We start from the raw sequence: 21,194 nt of genomic DNA, 5'->3' as shown, positions 1-21,194 counted from the left end.
ATTGAAATATTAATGCTAAAGCTCACAGTTTAATGAAACATATTCGTTTCTTACATCAATACGATTCTATGCAATGTGGTATTACATGCTTACAAATGATATGCGAATATTATGGAAAAAGATACTCTTTATCTTTTTTAGAAAAACTATGTACGCCAACTACAGAAGGAATTTCTTTATTGGGACTAAGTAAAGCTGCAAATTACCTAGGCTTTGATACGATTTGTACCCAGATAGATATTACCAATTTATCCAAATATCCGTTACCTTGTATTCTCCATTGGAATCAGAATCATTTTGTAATACTATATAAAATAAGAAGAGACAAGAGATTTTATATAGCAGATCCTAGTAAAGGATTAATTAAATATAATTTAGAGGAATTTAAGAGTCATTGGATTAGTACAAGATTGAAAGATAAAGAGCAAGGAATCGCTATGCTTTGCAGTACTACTCAGTTACTTGATAACAATAATATTAAAGAAGAATCCAAGCTGAAAGAAGAACGCTCACTCAAGTTTCTTTTCGGTTATGTCAAAAAATACGGAAAGCACTTTGGGCAGATAGTCTTAGGCTTACTTGTGGGCAGTCTGCTGCAACTTATCCTGCCTTTCCTCACGCAATCAATTGTGGATGTGGGAATCAAAAACCAGAACATCGGTTTTATTTGGTTAATACTCTTGGGACAACTTGTCCTTACCATGAGCCGTACTGCCATTGATTTTATCCGTCGTTGGCTCTTACTGCATATCTCTATGCGGATCAATATTTCTCTTGTGAGTGACTTCTTCATCAAGCTGCTCAAACTGCCGATGTCGTTCTTCGACACTAAACTGATGGGCGACCTTATGCAGCGTATGGGTGACCATAGTAGGGTGAACACGTTCTTAACTCAAAAGACACTTAGCATCGTGTTCTCCCTCTTTACCTTTGTGGTGTTCAGCATCGTGCTGCTATCCTATAATTGGCTTGTCTTTACCATCTTCATGCTCGGTAGTCTGCTCTATGGCGGTTGGCTTGCACTCTTCCTCAGGCGCAGAAAAGTACTTGATTACGAACTCTTCGAGCAGCAAGCCATCAACAACAACAAGACCTACGAGTTTATCACCTCTATGCAGGAGATAAAACTCCAAGATTGTGAACAACGTCGTCGTTGGGAATGGGAGGACGTGCAGGCAGACCTCTTTGGAGTGCAGATGAAATCCCTTAAACTCCAACAGACACAAGAGGCTGGTAGCATATTCATCAACGAACTGAAAAACATCGTAATCACCGTGGTGGCAGCCACAGCCGTCATTCACGGACAGCTCACGCTGGGTATGATGCTTGCCGTGCAGTATATCATTGGGCAACTCAACTCACCTGTCGAGCAGTTGATGAGTTTCTTCTATTCGGTGCAGGATGTGAAGATAAGTCTTGAGCGTATCAATGAAATCCACCGCATGGATGATGAGAACGGAAAGCAAGGATTGGAAATGGCAGTGAAAGAAAAAAATCAAGGCATAGACCTTGAAGCCGTAAACTTCAAGTACGATTCTCACGCATTGAAAACCATCATTGATGATGTAAGCCTCACAATCCCCAAAGGTAAGGTAACTGCCATTGTCGGAGCGTCGGGTAGCGGAAAGACCACCCTCATCAAACTGATGTTGGGCTATTATCCCGTATTGGGAGGACAAATCACCATAGGCGGAACAGGTGTAAATACGCTAAATAAGAAGTGGTGGCGCAGACAGTGTGGCGTGGTGATGCAAGACGGTGTGATATTCTCCGAGAGTATAGCAAGGAATATAGCCGTAGATGATGGTGAGATTGACAAGGAGCGATTGCAAAGGGCAGCCGAAATAGCTTGTATTCATGACTATGTAATGGGACTTCCCTTAAAATACAACACTAAGATTGGTCGCGATGGCGTTGGCTTGAGTCAAGGACAGAAACAGCGTATCTTGATAGCAAGAGCTGTATACAAGAACCCCGATTATATTTTCCTTGATGAAGCCACCAACTCGCTCGATGCCAATAACGAGCGCATGATTGTGGAGCATCTGGATGAGTTCTACAAAGGCAAGACGGTAGTTATCGTAGCACACCGACTAAGCACGGTGAAGAATGCTGACCAAATAGTGGTACTGGATAAAGGCAAGGTGGTCGAGATTGGCAACCACGAGGAACTCACGGCAAAGCGTGGTGCATACTACAATCTTGTAAAGAATCAATTGGAGTTAGGAAACTAACGTAAAGGAAAAACAACTATGGTAGACGACAAGATAGAACTCCGCAGCGAGAAGGTAAGGCACATCATTGGCGAGATACCGTCAAAAATTGTACGCTATGGCATCATGATTATCACTATTGTAATATTAGGACTACTGGCAGGTGCATACTTTATACCTTATCCTGAAACCATCAGTGCAAAGGTACAGATGACAAATGCCCGTCAAGGCACAATCGCCGTTCCCTATAAATACGTAAATACGTTAGCGAGAGGAATGACGGTAAACATCGAATTTGAGGGTTACGATGCAGAAACCTACGGAGTTGCAAATGGTGTAATAACAGCCACATCGCATATACCCTTACAAACGGCAGAAGGCAACGTGTTCACGGCACAGGTAAGGATAACAGATTGCAAGTATAATCTCATCAGCGGAATGACAGGCACCGCATCTATACTTGTAAGCAATGAAAGCATACTTCAGAGGATTGTCAGGCAAATAACAAACATCATATAATTTCCTTTTTAATCGTAATCAAGCGGTGAAAGAAGAAGGGCAGTTGTAGTTACTGCGTAGTACCATTGTTTCGGGTATTTTACTACACGTTAATCCTTTTTCTTTCACCGCTTTAACTCCTATTGTAGTAATGTAGTAAGATATAATCGGTGAAAGAAAAAGGAAAGATAAGAAATAATCATTAGTTATTCGTGTTACCGAGCAGAAATATCGGTGTTATCACGGATGCAGGTTTCTGCAATCTCTCACAGAGATACTCTCTAAATAAATGGGCTTCCGTGCTGTCCAACTGAAAAGACAGGGCGATGATGACAGGAAGCGGATAGAGCGGAGCATAACCTTTTAGTTGTTCGTTTGCATAAATATCTTCCTCACCTGCAATCCTCTCATCGAGATATAGGTTGGAGGATTTTATTATCGTTTGCATCCTATGGTTGAGTTTCCTCCATGTTACCCCGAAGAACCTCACAAGTTCACTCTCTGTCATGGCTATCCCTCCATTTCCCTTGCGAATGACCTGCATATTGCAGCCCCAATCAAAATAGCTACGATGATTCTCCGTGCTAGTCATTGTCCTTTGTTTATAGTTCGTATTCATGCCGTTTCTTCCATTTTACAGGTTACAATATCCGAAGATTCACAAGTCTCTCTCTCCGCTATTTCTTTCTCATTTGCCGATTGTTTGGCTATAAGCCTGTCCATATCCTTTGAAATCTTGTTGTCCGTTACCTGCGCATAAATCTGCGTGCTTGATATGGAGGTATGCCCCATCATCTTGGCTATGCTCTCAATAGGAATACCTGCGCTTAGACACATCGTACCAAACGTATGTCTTGCCATGTGGTACGAAAGTCTTTGACGGATACCGCAAGCCTTACCCACGATGCTCAGGTTCTTGCCCATCACGCTACGGCTGCAATGAGGTTGAAAGACAAGGCTGTCGCCTTTTTCTTTCACCGTCTGCTGTTCTTCGTTTCTTGCCTGCTCGTTCCTGCAATGGCTGATGATGGCTTCAGCTACGGGATGCAGTGGTACGATGAACTCGACCTTTGTCTTCTGTCTCTCTTTGCGGATATACCTCTGTCCATCCGCTGCCGTTTGGATATGCCTATATTGCAACGTTTCCATATCAGCGATAGCCATACCTGTGAAGCAGGAGAAGACGAACATCAGCCGAGCCAATTCCGATTCTCTGTCGTTCATCGTCATTGCCATGAGTTTCATTACATCGCCCTTTTGCAAGAAGCGTATCTTCTTTTCCTCCTTCTCATACTTGGCGTTCTCAAAGGAATTGCAGCGGATAATCCTGCTGCTCACCGCACGAAACATCAGTCGGCTCAGCCAACATAGATTGGTATTGACAGTCGATGCTTTCAGTCCACGCTTTTTCAGGAAGAAACGGTATTCCTCGAACAAACTCTCCGTAATGGTGACGATAGATATGTCTTGTACTCCTTTGTTTTCGATAAAATCTCGGAGATTTTTATCAGAATAGTAAAGGTTCAGATAAGTCCCCTCTGCCCTTGACTTTCCAACGCTTTCCTTGACGGCTTGCAGTTCCGCCTTGCTCATTGCAAGGAGCGTGGTGGGATTGGTGGCAATGCCTTGCAAACTGTTCTTGATAAGTTCCACACTTACCACTCCTTCCATCGTCAGTATGTCCCGATAGGTTTTTTCTATCAATTCCCTGAACTCATTGATTCTTTGGTTGGTCTTCCTATTGGTTGTCAAACCCTGTTTGGAGTTCCACTCGGAGACTTTACACTCTTCTCCTGTGGTAATGGCGGTGCTCTTTCCGTCTATGGTGATACGGCAGAGAATGGCGGTGTTGCCGTCTGCCCTTGTTTTCTGTCTGTTGATATAGAACAGTATCTTGAATGTACTTCTCATTGTCTTGGTGGTTTGAAGTTAATTAAATGAATAGATAAGAAATCAAATGACTTAATAAGGATTAGATAGCCAACTGCATCTCTTCGGTGAAAGAAAGGAAACGGTCGAATTCCTCAAAGAGTTTCTGTGGCGTTACCTTTGCATAACGCTCGGTCATGCTCACGTTGGAATGTCCCAGCATCTTACTCACGGTCTCAATAGGTACACCCTGTTCAAGCGTGATGAATGTGGCAAAGGTGTGCCTTGCCGTATGTGTGGTAAAAGGAAACGAGATGCCTGCACGAAGCCGCAGGGCTTTCAAATAAGATTGGTAAGTGGCATATCCCATGAAAGGGAGCAATGTTTCCCTTTCATCGCTGTGGAGCTTCTCCATCAGCCGTATGGCTTCGGGCAGCAGTTTGACACGACAAGGCACACCTGTCTTCTGACGGTTGAACTTCAGCCAAAGGCAACCCTCATCATCACGCACAAGATGGGACTTGTTCAGTTCCATCAAATCGCAATATGCAGCACCTGTATAACAGGCAAAGAGGAAAATATCCCTTGCCGTTTCCATTTCCTCCTCCAAGTCCTCAAATTGAAGAGTCTTTAACTTCTCAAATGCCCCTCTGTCAAGTGCTTTGGGCAGTCTCTTGTCGCCCTTGCTAATTTTGGCTTTGTCAAATAGAAGTACATCAGCCAATCCCTCACGGTAAGCCAACCTGCATACCGTCTTCAAATGCGTGGCTGCATTATAGAATGTGCTTTCTTGAAAACCGCACTCACCTAAGAAATACTGCCCAAACTCATAGATAAAGTTCTCTGTGAGCTGTGAGAAAGCCAAGTCTGTCACCTTGTATTTCCGTTGAATAAACTTCTGCAAATGAATTCGGGTAGAGTGATAGCCGTGTATGGCTCCTTCCTTGATGTCTATACCAACATGGCTTTCCTTCTCCTTAATGAGCATATCCAGCCTTTCAATGAGCATGCATCGTGTCTGTACGCTCCCTTGGAACAGCTCTTTCACATCGGCTGCATCAAATAGGCAACCTTTGGATAGCAGAGATTGATAAGCCGACTGAACAGACAACAGCAGATTTTCCAATTTACCGTTTATCTCCACCGCCTCACGACTCTTACCATCCATTCTGCTCTCTCGTGGATTCCACAAGTCGGGGTTGCAGGAGAGTTTACAACTGAACTGTGCAATACTCCTTCCAAGTGTAATACGCCCCATGATGGGAGCCTTGCCCGACTTGTCAAGACCGCTCTTTTTGAGGTAGAGCAACACCTTCATTTTCTCTTGTTTCATACGCTTTAATTTTTATGGGCAAAGTTACCCGAATTAAAGCGTTCCTCACTTATGCAGAAAACTGCCGACCGCAGCAACAGCCACACGAGCGAAAATAATTCAGTTACCGAACATTACTTCATCGTTACCTATCTCAAAATCAGGTAATGCTTTGGTAACTGAACTTCTGCCTAAATCTGCATATTCCTGCCCTTTTTGAAAAGAGCACTTCTACGCAAATCGTTTCGTTTCTTCCTCATTATCAGTCAGTTTACACCAACTTCGATTTTTCTTCCTTTTCAAGGATTAGTTGCCACTCAAAAGCGTAGGTTTTGCGTTGCAAAACAGCCGCTTTCGCAACGCCAAATCGAAATTACCGTTTTTCAACGAAATAATCTTTACAAAATCATTGCTTTAACCCAAATCGGTCGTTAGACTTCTTCGAGATTTGCGAGCTTATTTTGAGCTATTTTTGGTTGTTTTTGAAGACGTTTAGCGAGCTAAACAACTGAAAAAACAAACGCAAAGCGCCAAAATAAGGTGCAAAGACGAAGAAAAGCATAACATCTAAACGCTTTAAAAAGCCTTTGCGGGCTAATGACCGATTTGGGTTTATTGATGAAGCATAACAAAATGCTGCAAGTCCTCTTCACTTGCAGCATTTTGTTATACTATCTTCTTAATTTAGAATGTCCATTTGGCAGCTATCGTAGGAATAGCATAGAACTTATTGTGCTGTGCCTTGTTGTTCCATACAAAGTTGTTACTGATTTCAACCTCTGTACCCAACGAAAGATTTACCTTATCCATTCCCTTCAACTTATTCATATTCACCCAGAATTGGGGTTCGCTAAGCAATATCAATTTGCCATTGCAATTAGGATCATACCACAAGTCGCAGAACCCATTGAACGAACAAAGACCCTTAGCCAACTGCAATCCCCAAACCTCTGTAAGTTGGAAACCACTAAAAGGACGAGCACCCGTATGACCATTCTTGAAATAGTATTTGTACATCAACTGCACAGAGAAAGTTTTAGAGAAATCAGAATTAGCCCAATTCCACGCACCACCAGCCAAGAAAGCGTGCTGATAACGATTGCCATAATAACCTTCTGGAAGCTCGCCTGTGCCTACACCGCCATTATACTCTACGTGTGCCGCCCATTGTTTGTTCTTGGTAAGATTAAACTCGCGAGCTATTTCCCAATATGCACCCACCGTACCGTCGTTCTTATAGTCAATATCGGTGAAAAGAAAGGTAGAACCCCAACTATCGGGCTTAAACATTTCTACCGTTGTGGTGAGCGCAGGACGCGAATTTAAATCATCGTACATTGTCTTTCCAAGGTCGTAATGTACCTGCACATTTTGTGCCTGAACACCTGCAAAAGCTGCCATTGAAAATATGGCAAGGGATAAAAACTTTTTCATTGGTCTTTTAAGTTAACATTATTAATTGGGTGCAAAGTTATGTAAAAACCACGACTTATACAAGAAGTATTCAAGAAACATCTTCTCGCTGCTCCATACTTTTAATAAGTTTATGGCTGGTTCTATAAATTACCACCGCATATCGTCATTAAATTGTTATGAAATACGTTTTGTTATCTTTTGGCTTCTTTTTATATAAAACAGGCTGCGCCTCAACAATTCAAACAAGTTTGATTGCATTCGGCTTGCTCCGTTTTTGGTTCAAAATGTAAGTTCGTTCAGTCGTGTAGCTCGCTACACTCTTTCACTCTCTTTCATTTTGACCTCAAAAATAAGCTCAAAATCTAACAAAGCTAATTTATAGAACCAGCCTTATTCCATTTCAAACATAAAAAACCTACGTTCATCGTCCTAAGCTAATAAAATAATTGCTAACTTTGTGCCAATTATGAGAATTGACATTATCACAGTATTGCCCGAAATGCTTGAAGGCTTTGTACACGAAAGCATTTTGGCACGAGCAGAAAAGAAGGGATTAGCAGAGGTACGACTGCACAACCTACGCGATTATAGCACCAACAAATGGAAGCGAGTAGACGACTATCCATTTGGTGGACAGGCTGGTATGGTGATGCAGATAGAACCTATAGACCGCTGTATCAGCGCATTAAAAGCTGAAAGAGATTACGACGAAGTGATATTTACATCGCCCGATGGAGAGCCTTTCAACCAGAAAATAGCCAACGACCTCTCAATGGGAGGCAACCTTATTATATTGGCAGGTCATTACAAAGGTGTAGACCAACGTGTGCGCGAGCATCTCATAACACGTGAAATATCTGTGGGCGACTTTGTTCTCACAGGTGGCGAATTGCCCGCAGCCATCATTGCCGATGCCGTGGTACGCATTGTGCCAGGCGTAATAGGTGATGAGCAAAGTGCACTCTCCGACTGTTTCCAAGATGATATGTTGTCAGCCCCCATCTATACTCGCCCACGCAGCTACAAGGGGTGGGACGTTCCCGAAATACTCCTTAGTGGCAACGAAGCAAAGATAAAGCAATGGGAGTTTGACCAAGCAATGGAACGCACCCAACGCTTACGCCCCGACTTGTTAGAAAAATAAATCTTACATCACATACAAATAGGAATGAGCCACGGCTTGTTCCTATTTTTTTATTGCATAACTCAAAGTATTCTCACCTTATTAACCTAAATCGGTCGTTAGAATGAGAATGTATTTTTTGAGCTTATTTTGTGATTTATTTTGCATATATCAAAGGAGCATAGCGGGCTATGTAACTGTAGATATAAGCAAAATAAAGCCAAAATAAGGCAAAAAGACAACTCATAAGTTTCGGTAAATAGATAGACAAGCCCGAAACTGGTTTAATGACCGATTTGGGTTAAATGTGAGGAGAAAAACAAGTAGTTCCAACGCTAATGAAAATATTACGGAACAATCAAAATGAAAGCTTGCATACCTTATTTATATTATGTCTACTTTGCAACATATATAATGTAATAAGCAATCAAAAGGAAAGTACAAATGAGTAACATTGGAATAAAAAAGACAAATAGATAACAAAACGAAATGGAAAAAAGATATAAATTCTGCATAAAAAATTAGGGTTTTATTAGAAAAATTTCTTATCTTTGCAGCAAAACTAATACAGAAAACAATTATGTTTAAGAAAGAAACTTATACAAGCCGTAGAGCTCAACTTAAGAAGTTGATAAAAAGCGGTATCATAGTGCTTTTTGGCAACAACGAAGCACCCGTAAACGGGCCAGCTAATAGTTATGCACCATTCCGTCAGGACTCATCATTTCTCTACTATTTCGGACAGAAAAGAGATGGTCTTGTAGGTATAATTGACATAGATGAGGACAAAGAAATTCTTATCGGTAACGATATTGACATAGAAGACATTGTGTGGTTTGGTAGCGTTGATGCAGTGAAAGATTTGGCTGCACAGGTAGGTGTTGACCACGCTGCGCCAATGGCAGAACTTAAAAACATCTGCGACAAGGCACAAAAGGCAGGCAGAAAGATACACTTCCTCCCTCCTTACCGCCACGACATTCAAATTCAGATATTGGATCTTCTCGGTATTCACCCTTACAAGCAAAAGGAAGCAGCAAGCTTAGAACTTATCAACGCTGTTGTAGAAATGCGCTCAGTAAAGACCGAAGAAGAAATAGCAGAATTGGAAGCTGCTGCTGAAATTGGCTACAAGATGCACACCACAGCTATGCGCATAGCACGCCCAGGCGTAACAGAGAAGTTTGTAGCAGGTCAGATCGAAGGCATTGCCAACTCGTATGGGTCAATGGTTTCGTTCCCTATTATCTTCTCACAGCACGGCGAAATTATGCACGGTGGTCCTTCAATGAAGGAGTTGGAAGATGGTCGCTTGGTATTGTGCGACTGCGGTGCAGAAAATATGAACCATTACTGCTCTGACAACACACGTACCTTCCCTATCAATGGCAAATTTACCTCACAGCAGTTGGACATTTACAATGCAGTAGTAGAGGCACACGACAAGGCTTTGGAACTCTCAAGACCAGGTATCACCTACAAGGAAGTACACTTTGCAGCTTGCCGTGTTATCTTCGACCGAATGAAGGAAATAGGTTTGGCCAAGGGCAATACCGACGATGCGTTGGCAGCAGGTGCACACGCTATGTTCCTGCCTCACGGCTTAGGCCATATGATGGGTCTTGATGTACACGATATGGAGGCTTTGGGACAAATCTACGTGGGTTTCGATGCTGAAACTCGCCCTAACCTCGACCAGTTTGGTACAAACTGCTTGCGTATGGGTCGTCGTTTGCAAGAAGGTTTTGTTGTTACTGACGAACCAGGTATCTACTTCATTCCTGCTCTTATTGATGAATGGAGAGCTAAGAAGCATTGTGCTGACTTCCTCAACTTCGACAAGCTTGACGAATACAAGAACTTTGGAGGTATCCGCATCGAAGACGACATACTCATTACAAAAGAAGGTTGCCGCTTCCTCGGTAAAGAGCTCATACCTTATAAGGCAAATGACGTAGAGGACTACATTGCTAAAAATAGATAAAAAAGAGTATAAATTAAAATAATTAATTAAACCAGTTGAACCGAAATCAGTCTACAATACTGTAAATTAGGCAAAACATTAAAACTATTATGAGAAAATTTTTAGTATTGGCTGTGGCAGCAATGGTTGCTACAAGCGTATCTGCAGGAAAGAAAAAAACTACTCCTAAGGCAGATACAAACAAACCAGTTTTCACTGTAGTGAAGCAAAACCCTATCACAAGCATCAAGAACCAAAGCCGTTCAGGTACTTGTTGGGCTTACTCAACATTGAGCTTCTTCGAGTCTGAAATCTTGAAGAAGACAGGTAAGGAAGTAGACCTTTGCGAAAGCTTCGTTACAAACAAGACTTATATGGATCGCGCTATTCAGGTAGTACGTTTCCACGGTGACTGCCAGTTTGCACAGGGTGGTTCTGCCGAAGACCCATTCTACTGCTTGGAAAACTATGGTATCTGCCCTGAAAACGCAATGCCTTTCCCAGGTTCACTCTATGGCGACTCACTCAACAACTACAACGAGTTCTTCTCAGTACTCAGCCCTATCGTTGACGCTGTTGCAAAGAGCAAGCAAAACAAGATCTCTAACCAATGGAAAGTGGGTATACAAGGTGTACTCGATGCTTACCTCGGTAAGTGCCCAGAGAAGTTTATGTACGAAGGCAAGGAATACACTCCACGCTCATTCGCTGACAGCTTCGGTTTGAACTGGGGCGACTACGTAACTATCACTTCTTACACACACCACCCATTCTACAAGACTTTCGCTGTTGAAGTACAAGACAACTGGCGTTTCCCACAATCTTGGAACTTGCCAATGAACGAAATGATGGAAATCATCGACAACGCTATTATGAACGGCTACACCATCGGTTGGGGTGGCGACGTTAGCGAACCAGGTTTCACACGCGAAGGTTTGGCTTATATGGTAGACGGTAAGGCTGCTGCACAAAGCCTCCAAGGTAGCGATATGGCACGTTGGTTGGGTATGTCTGCTGCAAAGAAGAAGGACATCATTGCTGAACTCGGTGCTAAGGTTCCTGAAGTAACTCCTACACAAGAGATGCGTCAAGAGCGTTTCGACAACTGGGAACTTACTGACGACCACGGTATGCATATCTTCGGTATTGCTAAGGACCAATTCGGTAAGGAATACTATATGGTAAAGAACTCTTGGGGTGAAACAGGTGCTTACAAAGGCATTTGGTACATGACCAAGAACTTCATCGCAGCTAACACAATGGATTACATCGTTAACAAGAATGCAATCCCTGCTCACATCCGCAAAAAGATGGGCATCTAATAAAAAGTTGCAGTAGGCTTGATGAAGCAGACAACTATTTTAACATAGGCAACATCAACCTACAATAATATAAAAAAGCGTAATTCTTAAATAGAGTTACGCTTTTTTTTTGTAACTTTACAAGCAAATAAAAAACAATAAAAATGCATTTGAAATGGAACTACACACCTCCTACATCTGCACAAAGCAACGCCGCCAATGAATTAGGAACAAAACTAAACATAAGTCCGACATTGGCATCACTACTTATCCGTCGTGGAATAACGACAGAAAGTGCTGCTAAACGTTTCTTTAGACCACAACTTTCCGACCTTATCAACCCTTTCCTGATGAAGGATATGGATATCGCTGTAGACCGTCTAAACGATGCAATGGGACGAAAAGAAGGAATATTGGTTTATGGAGACTACGATGTGGACGGCTGCACAGCTGTAGCATTGGTGTATAAATTTCTCAGACAGTTCTATTCCAACATTGAATACTACATACCCGACCGCTACGACGAAGGCTATGGAGTAAGCAAAAAAGGAATAGACTATGCCAAAGAGACTGGAGTGAAACTCATCATCATACTCGACTGCGGAATAAAAGCATTCGAAGAGATAAGCTATGCCAAAGAACAAGGCATAGACTTTATTATTTGCGACCACCACGTGCCCGATAAGGAGTTGCCACCTGCTGTAGCTATTCTCAATCCAAAACGAGAGGACGACACTTATCCGTTTAAGAACCTTTGTGGCTGTGGTGTAGGCTTCAAGTTTATGCAAGCCTTTGCAAAGAACAACAACATACCTTTCTCACGACTTATTCCCCTACTCGACTTCTGTGCGGTAAGCATTGCTGCCGACCTTGTACCTGTAGTAGACGAAAACCGCATATTGGCTTTCCACGGACTGAAGCAGCTCAACCAAAATCCTTCGGTAGGTCTACAAGCTATTATTGATGTTTGTGGACTGACTGGGCGTGAGCTTGCAATGAGCGACATCATATTCAAAATAGGGCCTCGCATCAATGCCAGCGGACGAATGGAAAAAGGAAGAGAAAGCGTTGACCTCCTTGTAGAACGTGATTTGGCTTCAGCTATTATCGAAGCAAAACACATTGACAAATATAACGACCAACGAAAGGACGTTGACCGACAAATGACCGATGAGGCCAACAATATAGTGGAGATGTTGGAAAGTCAGAAGCACCAACATAGCATTGTGCTGTATGATGAAAATTGGAAGAAGGGTATTATCGGCATCGTGGCTTCGCGGTTGGCAGAAATATATTATCGCCCAACGGTTGTAATCACAAAAGAAGGCGATTTGGCTACAGGTTCAGCACGTAGCGTAGCAGGGTTCGACCTTTATGCAGCCATAAAGAGTTGCAGAGACTTGCTCATTAATTTCGGTGGACATACTTATGCCACAGGACTTACGCTGAAATGGGAGGACGTAAAAGAGTTTAGAACACGCTTTCAGAAGTATGTGGACGAGCATATTCAGCCTGAACAAATGGAAGCTATGCTAAACATTGACGCAGTAGTAGACTTCAAGGAAATAAGCAAAAAGTTTCACAACGACTTAAAGAAGTTTGCACCTTTCGGCCCTGAAAACCCCAAACCATTATTCTGTACAAAAGAGGTGTTCGACTTTGGAACAAGTAAGGTTGTAGGACGAAACCAAGAACACATAAAATTGGAATTGGTAGACTCTAAATCGAACAACGTTATGAATGGTATTGCCTTCGGTCAAAGCGCATCTGCAAGGTATATCAAGTCGAAGCGTTCGTTTGACATTACTTATACCATAGAAGACAACGTTTTCAAAAGAGGATTGGTGCAATTGCAGATTGAAGGCATTAAACCTTCAGAAGCAGAGCAAGCGTAAAGAGGGCAAAAAGGACGATGGACTATAAAGCTATCCTTCAAAAATATTGGGGGTATCCTGATTTCCGAGGCATTCAAGCAGAAGTGATTGAAAGCATCGGAACGGGAAAAGATACGCTCGGACTAATGCCTACAGGTGGTGGAAAATCTATCACGTTTCAAGTACCTGCATTGGCAAAAGAAGGAGTGTGTATTGTTATTACGCCGCTCATATCGCTGATGAAAGACCAAGTGGATAATTTGCGCAGCAAACATATAAAGGCAGCTGCCATTTATTCAGGTTTAAGGCACGACGAGATACTTACAACGTTAGAAAATTGTATTTTTGGAGGAATAAAACTTCTATATGTATCGCCCGAAAGACTATCGTCTGAGCTTTTCCAAGTTAAACTAAAACATATGAAAGTGAGCTTTATAACAGTGGACGAAGCTCACTGCATAAGTCAATGGGGATACGATTTTCGCCCTTCTTATCTTGAAATTATAAAGATAAGAATGCTTGTACCTGATGTTCCTATCCTTGCACTCACAGCCACAGCAACACCAGAAGTTATAACGGATATTCAAAACAAATTGGGTTTTGAACACGAAAATGTGTTCCGAATGAGCTTCGAGCGCAAAAATCTTGCATACGTCTTACGCAATACAGAGGATAAGTTTGGTGAAATGTTACATATTTTGCAAGCTGTAAAGGGCACAGCCATAGTGTATTGCAGAAGCAGAAAACGCACTAAGGATGTAGCAAAATACTTGATAGAAAACGGGGAGTCGGCTACGTGGTATCACGCAGGATTAGACCCAATGGTAAAGGACGAACGACAAAGCGATTGGCAAGCTAACAAATATAGAATAATGGTAGCAACCAACGCTTTCGGTATGGGTATTGACAAACCTGATGTACGCACCGTAATCCATATAGATTTTCCAAGTTCTCCAGAGGCTTATTTTCAAGAGGCAGGACGTGCTGGAAGAGATGGGAAGAAGTCGTATGCCATTCTGTTACACACCATTAGGCACGATGAAAACACATTAAGAAAGCGTATTGCAGATACTTTCCCTGAAAAAGAATATGTAAGAGAGGTTTACGAACACTTGGCCTACTTCTACCAATTAGGAGTGGAAAGTGGGCAAGATGTAACGTATGAATTTCCTATTGAGCAGTTTTGTGTTGCATTCAAACACCACCCTATCCGTGTAAACTCGGCATTAAGCATCTTGCAAAAGGCTGGATATATAGAGTATGAGCAAGACCCAGATACAAAAGCAAGAGTTAAATTTCTCTTGAGTAGAAACGATTTGTACAGATTAGACGAACTTTCGGGATTTGAAAACAATTTGATAACAGCCCTACTTAGAAACTATGGTGGCTTATTTACCGATTATAGCTACATAGACGAAGGCTTTATAGGAAAGGAAATAGGATTAGATAAAAACCAAACGTATTCGATTTTTGTTGAATTAAGCAAGAAGCGCATTATTAACTTTATACCTCGCAAAAATATTCCACTCATCAGATATACACGCAACAGAGTGGATGGCGAGAAAGTTGTTATAGGGAAAGAAGCCTACGAGGATAGAAAAGAAAAGTTTGAGGAACGCATCTTGGCAATGATAAATTACGCACAGAACGACAATGTGTGTAGAAGTAGACAATTGCTGCGCTATTTTGGCGAAACATCATCAAAGGATTGTGGACAATGCGATGTATGTTTAGCGCACAAAGGAGAAAACAAAGAGGAAGTGAAAAGCCTAAAAGAAGCAATCTTAGAATTGTTAGAGGATGGGAAAAAGCATCATATAACAGAACTAAACACAATAAAAAATAACGATTGCATAACCAATCAAGATGAACTAAAAAACGCCCTCACAAAACTCTTAGCAGAAGAGGAAGTCTATATGGAAGGTAGTTATATCATCAAAAAGCAATAAAACGAAAAGGAGCTCTCTTCTACCAGAGAACTCCTTTCTTCATTATGTACGAGAAAAAATAGTTGTTAAATCAACTGTCTTGAGTTTCGCTTCAACTCAATGAAGTTATCTCTGAACTTCAACTCTAAATTATACTTATTAATAAATAATCACACCACAAAGATAACAAATTGATAACAAATAGCAAAATAAAAATATAAATTTATTCAATTTTTTGGTTAAAAACTATTTTTATTCTACAAACTTCAGCTTCTCCATCGATATTTGTTTTCGTAATACGTATCAATGCTTCAGTACAAGTAGCATTAGAACTTTCCATTTTATAGAAGTTCAACTTGTCACCAATGTAGGTTTCAGCAACATAAGCAACCTCTATTCGCTTTACAAAATGCTGCTTATGCCAATCTAAAGACCATAGGTTTAATGCGTGTTCGATATACTTTATAGAATTGATGTGCCCATTTACATCAACGTCGTGATAGGTCGTATCAATAGTTTGAACCAATGGAATATCTGTTCCTATCCTAACACGAGAGCAAGAAGCAATTGGACAAAGGTATTCTTTCTCTACACAATTGTTTATCGCACCATCTTTAACATCTAAAATATCAACAGGCTGTCGGCTTTCAGTATTTATCATAGCCCAAATGCTACTGCCATAACCATAAACTTTTCCGTTGCTGCCAAGAATTTTGAAATTACGATTAGTAAAATACCGCATTACACTCTCAACCCAAGTTTCAACATTAAACTTGTCGTACATCAGTGGAACTTCACCTAACTCTATTGCAAGTCTGCTTAATACCCACGTTGCATTAATCGTATTCAGATAATTCATTCCATAACCACGTTCGCTGCTATGGTAATCGGCTGCATTCAAAAGATGGTTGCCCAAATGCCCAATAAACAAGCGTTTGGAACAATCACAATGGAAAGGTTCGGCAAGAAAAGGATAACTGCCAATCGAAGGTAAATTACTCATATACATAAACATTAAATATACAACGTCAACTATAAAAAGTAAATCGTAAACTCAGAAATATCAAAACATAGCTGTCCGCCATAAAATAAAATATCCCCAATGCAAAAATGCATCGGGGATATAATTATCGTAATTTAAAAATTACTATCTGTTTGGAATTGATTACTTAACGTAAACAACTGCAAGACGGTTAGAAGTTGTACCCTGTACACCCTTACCTGTAGCTTCGTCAACAACTACACCACGACCTGAGAGGTATTCAGCAACAACCTTAGCACGGTTTTCAGACAAACGCTGGTTGAAAGCTGCGCTACCTTCTGGAGATGCAGTACCAACAACTTGTACGTGGCAACCTTCCTTGATGTTATCAAGAGCTGCCTTAGCTTCCTTAGTAAGAGCGTACTTGCCTTGTGCGAATGTTACGAATACGAGGTCAGAAACTGTGAATTCCTTAACAGCTGGAACTTCCTTGATAACTTCAACTTCCTTAGTGATAACCTCTGGCTTACGGTTACGAAGTTCGTTAATCTGTGCGTTAAGAGCATCAATTTCAGCTTGATCACGTGGAGTAACGATTGTGAAGTTGTGTGTACCGTTAGTGTTCTTGAACTTGTAAACGATACCAGCGTTCAACTGAACCATAGAACGATTTACATCATACTTAACATCGCTGATGCCTTGGTATGCTGTAGAAGTACGATAAACATCTGCACCTTTCTTTTCCATAAAGAAGCTACCTTCTTCTGCATTCAAAGCCCAAGTGATAGATGGCTCAATATAAATCTGCCATTGCTTCTGTGAACCGAAGTTGAAAGCGAAATCAAGAGCAGCCTTAGAAGTTGCATTATTAGCGTTCTTCAAACCCTTGTTATTAAATGTATGACCCCAACCGAGACCATAAAGTGCGCTTACTTCGAAAGCACGTGGTTCACCCTTGTAACCACCAAACCAATTGCTCAAATTGATTGTACCGAGCAAAGAAGTATTGATGAAGCGAACAGCTGTACCTAAAGACTTATAAGGCTTGTTAGAGAAGTATGCATTGCTCTCAACTGCCAATCCAAATACAGGAGTGAAGTAACGACCGATACGGAGGCCAGCGTTAGGATTAAGATCGCTCAACCACTTGTGACCTGTTGTCTTTGTAGCAACACCACCGTTGATGCCAACGTAGATGTTATCGAATGTTTTGCTCTCTGCAACAGTCTGAGCTGATACAGAAACTGCCATAGTTGCGGCAGCAAACAATAAAACTAACTTTTTCATGTCTCTCTGATTTAATTAATATTTAAAATAATTTTTGTTCTATTTATGGGTGCAAAGTAATAAAAAAATACCCATATAGCCAAATATTTTCACTAAAAAGTGCAGTAAACCTTTATATTTGCTCATTCTTCAACAATATTTAGCATAAAAAGCTATAAAAACAGCTAATTGAAATGTTTTAACCCAAATCGGTCGTTAGACTTCTTCGAGATTTGCGAGCTTATTTTGAGCTATTTTTGGTTGTTTTTGAAGACGTTCAGCGAGCTAAACAACTGAAAAAACAAACGAAAAGAGCCAAAATAAGGTGCAAAGACGAAGAAAAGCATAACAGCTAAACGCTTTAAAAAGCCTTTGCGGGCTAACGACCGATCTGGGTTTAAAGAACTGATAATAAAAGAAAAATGGAGGTCTTGTAACATCACTGCTTAAGACCTCCTGAAACAAATTAGAGAGTTATAAAAATATGTTTATTTATAATAAACCTTATTTAATGGCAATAATGCAATTGATATTCAACTGCTTACTACATTCTTATAGTTGCTTAATAATCTTCTTCCCTTCCTCCACAGCTTCCATATTTAATGGAATAAGGTGGTGGTGGCGTTCAGGCAAGGTCTTAGTCAATGCCTTCTTCAAACCATCAAGGCTAACAACAGGGCATACCTGAAGCAAACCTCCAAGAACAATCATATTAAACACTTTCGAGTTCTTCATCTCTGCCGCCTTATCCATAGCATCAATGCGATAAACTTTGATGTCTGAACGTGTTGGTGGATTGATTACTCCAAATCCATCGTAAATCAAGATACCGCCTGGCTTAACCTTTGGTTCAAACTTCTCAAGTGAAGGTTGGTTAAGCACGATTGCTACATCATATTTACTTAAGATAGGTGAAGAAACTGGGTCATCACTAACAATTACTGTCACATTGGCTGTACCACCTCTTTGTTCTGGTCCATAAGCTGGCATCCATGTAACTTCCTTATCTTCCATCAGCCCAGAGTATGCAAGAATTTTACCCATAGAGAGTACGCCTTGACCTCCGAAACCACTAATAATAATTTCTGTTTTCATGTGTCGTCCTTATTAATGATAAACTAAATTCCCGTTGTGTCTTTAAGGTCTCCCTTAACATAATGTGGGAACATATTCTCACGCATCCACTCATTCGCCTGTGCAGGTGTGAGCTTCCAACCGCTATTGCAAGTAGCTACAATTTCTACAAGCGAGCTGCCTTTGCCTTGCATACTTGCTTCGAATGCTTTACGAATAGCCTTCTTCGCTTTTGTGATAGAAGCCACCGTGTCAACACTTTGGCGTGTTACAAAACAAGTACCTTCCAAACGACTTGCAAGGTCGGTCATATTCAATGGATAGCCGTGGATGTCTGGATTACGACCATACGGACAAGTGGCTGTCTTCTGTCCAATCAGCGTTGTTGGTGCCATCTGTCCACCTGTCATACCATAGATTGCATTGTTGATGAAGATGATTGTAATATTCTCTCCACGGTTCAATGCATGAATGGTTTCAGCTGTACCGATACAAGCCAAGTCGCCATCGCCTTGGTAAGTAAATACCAAGCGATCTGGCCACATACGCTTAACACCTGTTGCCACTGCTGGCGCACGACCATGAGCAGCTTCCTGCCAGTCAATATCTAAATAGCGGTATGCAAATACAGCACAACCTACAGGACATACACCAACTGTTTTTTCTTCCATTTCCATATCGGCAATTACTTCCGCTACGAGTTTATGGACAACTCCGTGCGAACAACCAGGACAATAATGCATTGTCGTGTCGTTCATCAATTTTGGTTTTTGGTACACCAGGTTCTCTGGTGCGATTATATCATTTACTGCCATAAGGCTTTCCTCCTTTTCTTATTTAATAAGTTTTTCCTTTAGTGCTTCTACTATTTCTTCTGGATCAGGCACGATACCACCCAAACGACCGAAGTGCTCTACAGGCACAGCACCATTAACAGCAAGGCGAACATCCTGAACCATTTGTCCAGCATTAATTTCGCTTACCAATACACCCTTCTTACTCTTTGCCAACTCAAGGATTTCCTTGCTTGGGAATGGCCAAAGTGTAATAGGACGGAAGAGTCCAACCTTAATTCCTTGTTCACGTGCAAGTTCCACAGCCTTCTCGCCAATACGAGCAGCACTACCGAAACTTACAATGATATAATCAGCATCTTCGCAATTACGGGTTTCGTAACGCACCTCGTTTTCACGAATAGTCTTATACTTTTCCTGCAAGTGAATGTTGCGTTGTTCCATCACCTCCGACTTCAATTCCAATGAGGTAATAATATTTGGGTTGCGGTCAGCTTTTCTGCCCATAGCAGCCCAAGGACATTCCTTGCGTATTTCTTCTTCTGTGCGACGTGGTTTCATTGGAGGCAAGATAATCTTCTCCATCATCTGACCAATCACACCATCCGACAAAATCATTGCAGGATTGCGATACTTGAATGCCAACTCGAAAGCCAAGTCAACAAAGTCTGCCATTTCCTGCACAGAGTTTGGCGCAAGCACTATCACGTTGTAGTCGCCGTTACCACCACCACGTGTAGCTTGGAAGTAGTCGCTCTGACTGGGCTGAATAGTTCCCAAACCAGGGCCACCACGCTGTACATTAATAAATACTCCAGGGAGTTCAGCACCAGCCATATAGCTAATACCCTCCTGCATCAATGCGATACCTGGTGAAGATGATGATGTAAGCACACGCTTACCTGCTCCAGCACCGCCATAAATCATATTGATAGATGCTGTTTCGCTCTCTGCCTGCAATACAACCATACCAGTAGTTTCCCAAGGCTTCAATTCTGCCAAGGTTTCAATTATTTCACTTTGTGGAGTAATAGGATAACCAAAATAGCCATCTGTACCACAGCGAATAGCAGCATGGGCAATTGCCTCATTGCCTTTCATTAACATTACTTCTTTTTCTGCCATAGTTATGCCTCCACTTTTTTACGATAAACTGTAATACACCCGTCTGGACACACAGTAGCACACGCTACACAACCGATACATAAATCTGCCTGAGCAGGTTCTACGTATGGGTATCCATGTACATTCACTTTCTTTTGAGCCAGTGCGATAACATCCTTTGGACATGCAACAATGCACAATTGGCATCCTTTGCATCTGTCGGTGTTCACGACTATAGCTCCTTTCATCTTGCTCATAGTTTTTGTATTTTTTAAGGATTATACGCGTCTTTATTATAAAAATTAAATATGTTCTCTAACATATTCTTCGCTTCCACGGCAGGAGAATTTGGGTCTAACTCGATAGCCTCTAAGTAGCAGTTCATTGCATTCTTAAAGTCTCCGTTTCTCCTGTATTCATTTCCCTTCTTTAAAAATTCCTCTGCTGTCATAATGTTTAGTTTTTGTGTTGGTTTGT

Annotated in this window: 18 protein-coding genes; 7 read left to right on the top strand and 11 right to left on the bottom strand. The window is 41.4% G+C overall.

Annotation, left to right across the window (positions count from 1 at the left end):
* Positions 1-32: 32 nt before the first annotated feature.
* On the top strand, positions 33-2,234 hold the full coding sequence (locus CZ367_RS07875; protein ID WP_008446692.1) for a peptidase domain-containing ABC transporter: 2,202 nt from the start codon (positions 33-35) through the stop codon (positions 2,232-2,234).
* A gap of 18 nt (positions 2,235-2,252) precedes the next feature.
* On the top strand, positions 2,253-2,732 hold the full coding sequence (locus CZ367_RS07870; protein ID WP_008446501.1) for a hypothetical protein: 480 nt from the start codon (positions 2,253-2,255) through the stop codon (positions 2,730-2,732).
* 181 nt (positions 2,733-2,913) lie between these two features.
* Here the strand turns inward: CZ367_RS07870 and CZ367_RS07865 are convergent, their stop codons facing one another.
* The 4 genes from CZ367_RS07865 to CZ367_RS07850 form a co-directional block, all read right to left on the bottom strand.
* Complete coding sequence (locus CZ367_RS07865) at positions 2,914-3,303, bottom strand: hypothetical protein (RefSeq protein WP_008446589.1); 390 nt, start codon at positions 3,301-3,303, stop codon at positions 2,914-2,916.
* A gap of 23 nt (positions 3,304-3,326) precedes the next feature.
* Positions 3,327-4,622 (bottom strand): site-specific integrase, encoded by a 1,296-nt coding sequence (locus CZ367_RS07860; protein WP_008446491.1) that lies wholly within the window; start codon positions 4,620-4,622, stop codon positions 3,327-3,329.
* A 61-nt stretch (positions 4,623-4,683) separates the two neighbouring features.
* Complete coding sequence (locus CZ367_RS07855; protein WP_008446638.1) at positions 4,684-5,913, bottom strand: site-specific integrase; 1,230 nt, start codon at positions 5,911-5,913, stop codon at positions 4,684-4,686.
* A gap of 663 nt (positions 5,914-6,576) precedes the next feature.
* Positions 6,577-7,326: a nucleoside-specific channel-forming Tsx family protein gene (locus CZ367_RS07850; RefSeq protein WP_077196425.1), complete on the bottom strand. Its 750-nt coding sequence runs from the start codon at positions 7,324-7,326 to the stop codon at positions 6,577-6,579.
* A 448-nt stretch (positions 7,327-7,774) separates the two neighbouring features.
* Between CZ367_RS07850 and trmD the strand changes: the two genes are divergently transcribed.
* The 5 genes from trmD (at position 7,775) to CZ367_RS07825 (ending at position 15,518) form a co-directional block, all read left to right on the top strand.
* On the top strand, positions 7,775-8,452 hold the full coding sequence (gene trmD, locus CZ367_RS07845; protein ID WP_077196424.1) for a tRNA (guanosine(37)-N1)-methyltransferase TrmD: 678 nt from the start codon (positions 7,775-7,777) through the stop codon (positions 8,450-8,452).
* 559 nt (positions 8,453-9,011) lie between these two features.
* The gene (locus CZ367_RS07840) at positions 9,012-10,415 is read left to right on the top strand and encodes an aminopeptidase P family protein (protein ID WP_077196423.1); all 1,404 of its coding nucleotides are present in this window, start codon (positions 9,012-9,014) and stop codon (positions 10,413-10,415) included.
* Positions 10,416-10,504: 89 nt separating this feature from the next.
* A complete protein-coding gene (locus CZ367_RS07835) occupies positions 10,505-11,716 on the top strand; it encodes a C1 family peptidase (RefSeq protein WP_077196422.1) in 1,212 nt (403 codons plus the stop codon).
* A gap of 143 nt (positions 11,717-11,859) precedes the next feature.
* A complete protein-coding gene (gene recJ, locus CZ367_RS07830; RefSeq protein ID WP_077196421.1) occupies positions 11,860-13,590 on the top strand; it encodes a single-stranded-DNA-specific exonuclease RecJ in 1,731 nt (576 codons plus the stop codon).
* Positions 13,591-13,607: 17 nt separating this feature from the next.
* A complete protein-coding gene (locus tag CZ367_RS07825) occupies positions 13,608-15,518 on the top strand; it encodes a RecQ family ATP-dependent DNA helicase (protein WP_077196420.1) in 1,911 nt (636 codons plus the stop codon).
* A 202-nt stretch (positions 15,519-15,720) separates the two neighbouring features.
* On the opposite strand, the gene CZ367_RS07820 is transcribed toward CZ367_RS07825, so the two are convergent.
* The 7 genes from CZ367_RS07820 to CZ367_RS07785 form a co-directional block, all read right to left on the bottom strand.
* On the bottom strand, positions 15,721-16,500 hold the full coding sequence (locus CZ367_RS07820) for an acyl-[acyl-carrier-protein] thioesterase (protein ID WP_077197399.1): 780 nt from the start codon (positions 16,498-16,500) through the stop codon (positions 15,721-15,723).
* Positions 16,501-16,662: 162 nt separating this feature from the next.
* On the bottom strand, positions 16,663-17,766 hold the full coding sequence (locus CZ367_RS07815; protein WP_077196419.1) for an OmpA family protein: 1,104 nt from the start codon (positions 17,764-17,766) through the stop codon (positions 16,663-16,665).
* 531 nt (positions 17,767-18,297) lie between these two features.
* Entirely contained in the window at positions 18,298-18,840 is a 543-nt protein-coding gene (locus tag CZ367_RS07805) for a 2-oxoacid:acceptor oxidoreductase family protein (protein WP_077196417.1), read from the bottom strand.
* A gap of 23 nt (positions 18,841-18,863) precedes the next feature.
* The gene (locus CZ367_RS07800; protein ID WP_077196416.1) at positions 18,864-19,634 is read right to left on the bottom strand and encodes a thiamine pyrophosphate-dependent enzyme; all 771 of its coding nucleotides are present in this window, start codon (positions 19,632-19,634) and stop codon (positions 18,864-18,866) included.
* 18 nt (positions 19,635-19,652) lie between these two features.
* A complete protein-coding gene (locus CZ367_RS07795; protein WP_077196415.1) occupies positions 19,653-20,738 on the bottom strand; it encodes a 3-methyl-2-oxobutanoate dehydrogenase subunit VorB in 1,086 nt (361 codons plus the stop codon).
* A 2-nt stretch (positions 20,739-20,740) separates the two neighbouring features.
* Positions 20,741-20,974 carry a 4Fe-4S dicluster domain-containing protein gene (locus CZ367_RS07790; RefSeq protein ID WP_077196414.1) on the bottom strand — a complete coding sequence of 78 codons (234 nt, stop codon included), beginning with the start codon at positions 20,972-20,974 and terminating at the stop codon, positions 20,741-20,743.
* A 14-nt stretch (positions 20,975-20,988) separates the two neighbouring features.
* Positions 20,989-21,168: a tetratricopeptide repeat protein gene (locus CZ367_RS07785; RefSeq protein WP_077196413.1), complete on the bottom strand. Its 180-nt coding sequence runs from the start codon at positions 21,166-21,168 to the stop codon at positions 20,989-20,991.
* Between the last annotated feature and the right edge of the window lie 26 nt (positions 21,169-21,194).

It is taken from the genome of Prevotella ihumii (assembly GCF_900155655.1).
GTDB lineage: Bacteria > Bacteroidota > Bacteroidia > Bacteroidales > Bacteroidaceae > Prevotella > Prevotella ihumii.
The sequence above is the reverse complement of the archived record's forward strand: the minus strand, read 5'-3'. Positions and strand labels throughout refer to the sequence as shown.

Excerpts from the sequence above, each read along its gene's own strand:
- CZ367_RS07875 (WP_008446692.1), top strand. The coding sequence starts at position 33 with ATGAAACATATTCGTTTCTTACATCAATACGATTCTATGCAATGTGGT.
- CZ367_RS07870 (WP_008446501.1), top strand. The coding sequence starts at position 2,253 with ATGGTAGACGACAAGATAGAACTCCGCAGCGAGAAGGTAAGGCACATC.
- CZ367_RS07865 (WP_008446589.1), bottom strand. The coding sequence starts at position 3,303 with ATGACTAGCACGGAGAATCATCGTAGCTATTTTGATTGGGGCTGCAAT.
- CZ367_RS07860 (WP_008446491.1), bottom strand. The coding sequence starts at position 4,622 with ATGAGAAGTACATTCAAGATACTGTTCTATATCAACAGACAGAAAACA.
- CZ367_RS07855 (WP_008446638.1), bottom strand. The coding sequence starts at position 5,913 with ATGAAACAAGAGAAAATGAAGGTGTTGCTCTACCTCAAAAAGAGCGGT.
- CZ367_RS07850 (WP_077196425.1), bottom strand. The coding sequence starts at position 7,326 with ATGAAAAAGTTTTTATCCCTTGCCATATTTTCAATGGCAGCTTTTGCA.
- trmD (WP_077196424.1), top strand. The coding sequence starts at position 7,775 with ATGAGAATTGACATTATCACAGTATTGCCCGAAATGCTTGAAGGCTTT.
- CZ367_RS07840 (WP_077196423.1), top strand. The coding sequence starts at position 9,012 with ATGTTTAAGAAAGAAACTTATACAAGCCGTAGAGCTCAACTTAAGAAG.
- CZ367_RS07835 (WP_077196422.1), top strand. The coding sequence starts at position 10,505 with ATGAGAAAATTTTTAGTATTGGCTGTGGCAGCAATGGTTGCTACAAGC.
- recJ (WP_077196421.1), top strand. The coding sequence starts at position 11,860 with ATGCATTTGAAATGGAACTACACACCTCCTACATCTGCACAAAGCAAC.
- CZ367_RS07825 (WP_077196420.1), top strand. The coding sequence starts at position 13,608 with ATGGACTATAAAGCTATCCTTCAAAAATATTGGGGGTATCCTGATTTC.
- CZ367_RS07820 (WP_077197399.1), bottom strand. The coding sequence starts at position 16,500 with ATGAGTAATTTACCTTCGATTGGCAGTTATCCTTTTCTTGCCGAACCT.
- CZ367_RS07815 (WP_077196419.1), bottom strand. The coding sequence starts at position 17,766 with ATGAAAAAGTTAGTTTTATTGTTTGCTGCCGCAACTATGGCAGTTTCT.
- CZ367_RS07805 (WP_077196417.1), bottom strand. The coding sequence starts at position 18,840 with ATGAAAACAGAAATTATTATTAGTGGTTTCGGAGGTCAAGGCGTACTC.
- CZ367_RS07800 (WP_077196416.1), bottom strand. The coding sequence starts at position 19,634 with ATGGCAGTAAATGATATAATCGCACCAGAGAACCTGGTGTACCAAAAA.
- CZ367_RS07795 (WP_077196415.1), bottom strand. The coding sequence starts at position 20,738 with ATGGCAGAAAAAGAAGTAATGTTAATGAAAGGCAATGAGGCAATTGCC.
- CZ367_RS07790 (WP_077196414.1), bottom strand. The coding sequence starts at position 20,974 with ATGAGCAAGATGAAAGGAGCTATAGTCGTGAACACCGACAGATGCAAA.
- CZ367_RS07785 (WP_077196413.1), bottom strand. The coding sequence starts at position 21,168 with ATGACAGCAGAGGAATTTTTAAAGAAGGGAAATGAATACAGGAGAAAC.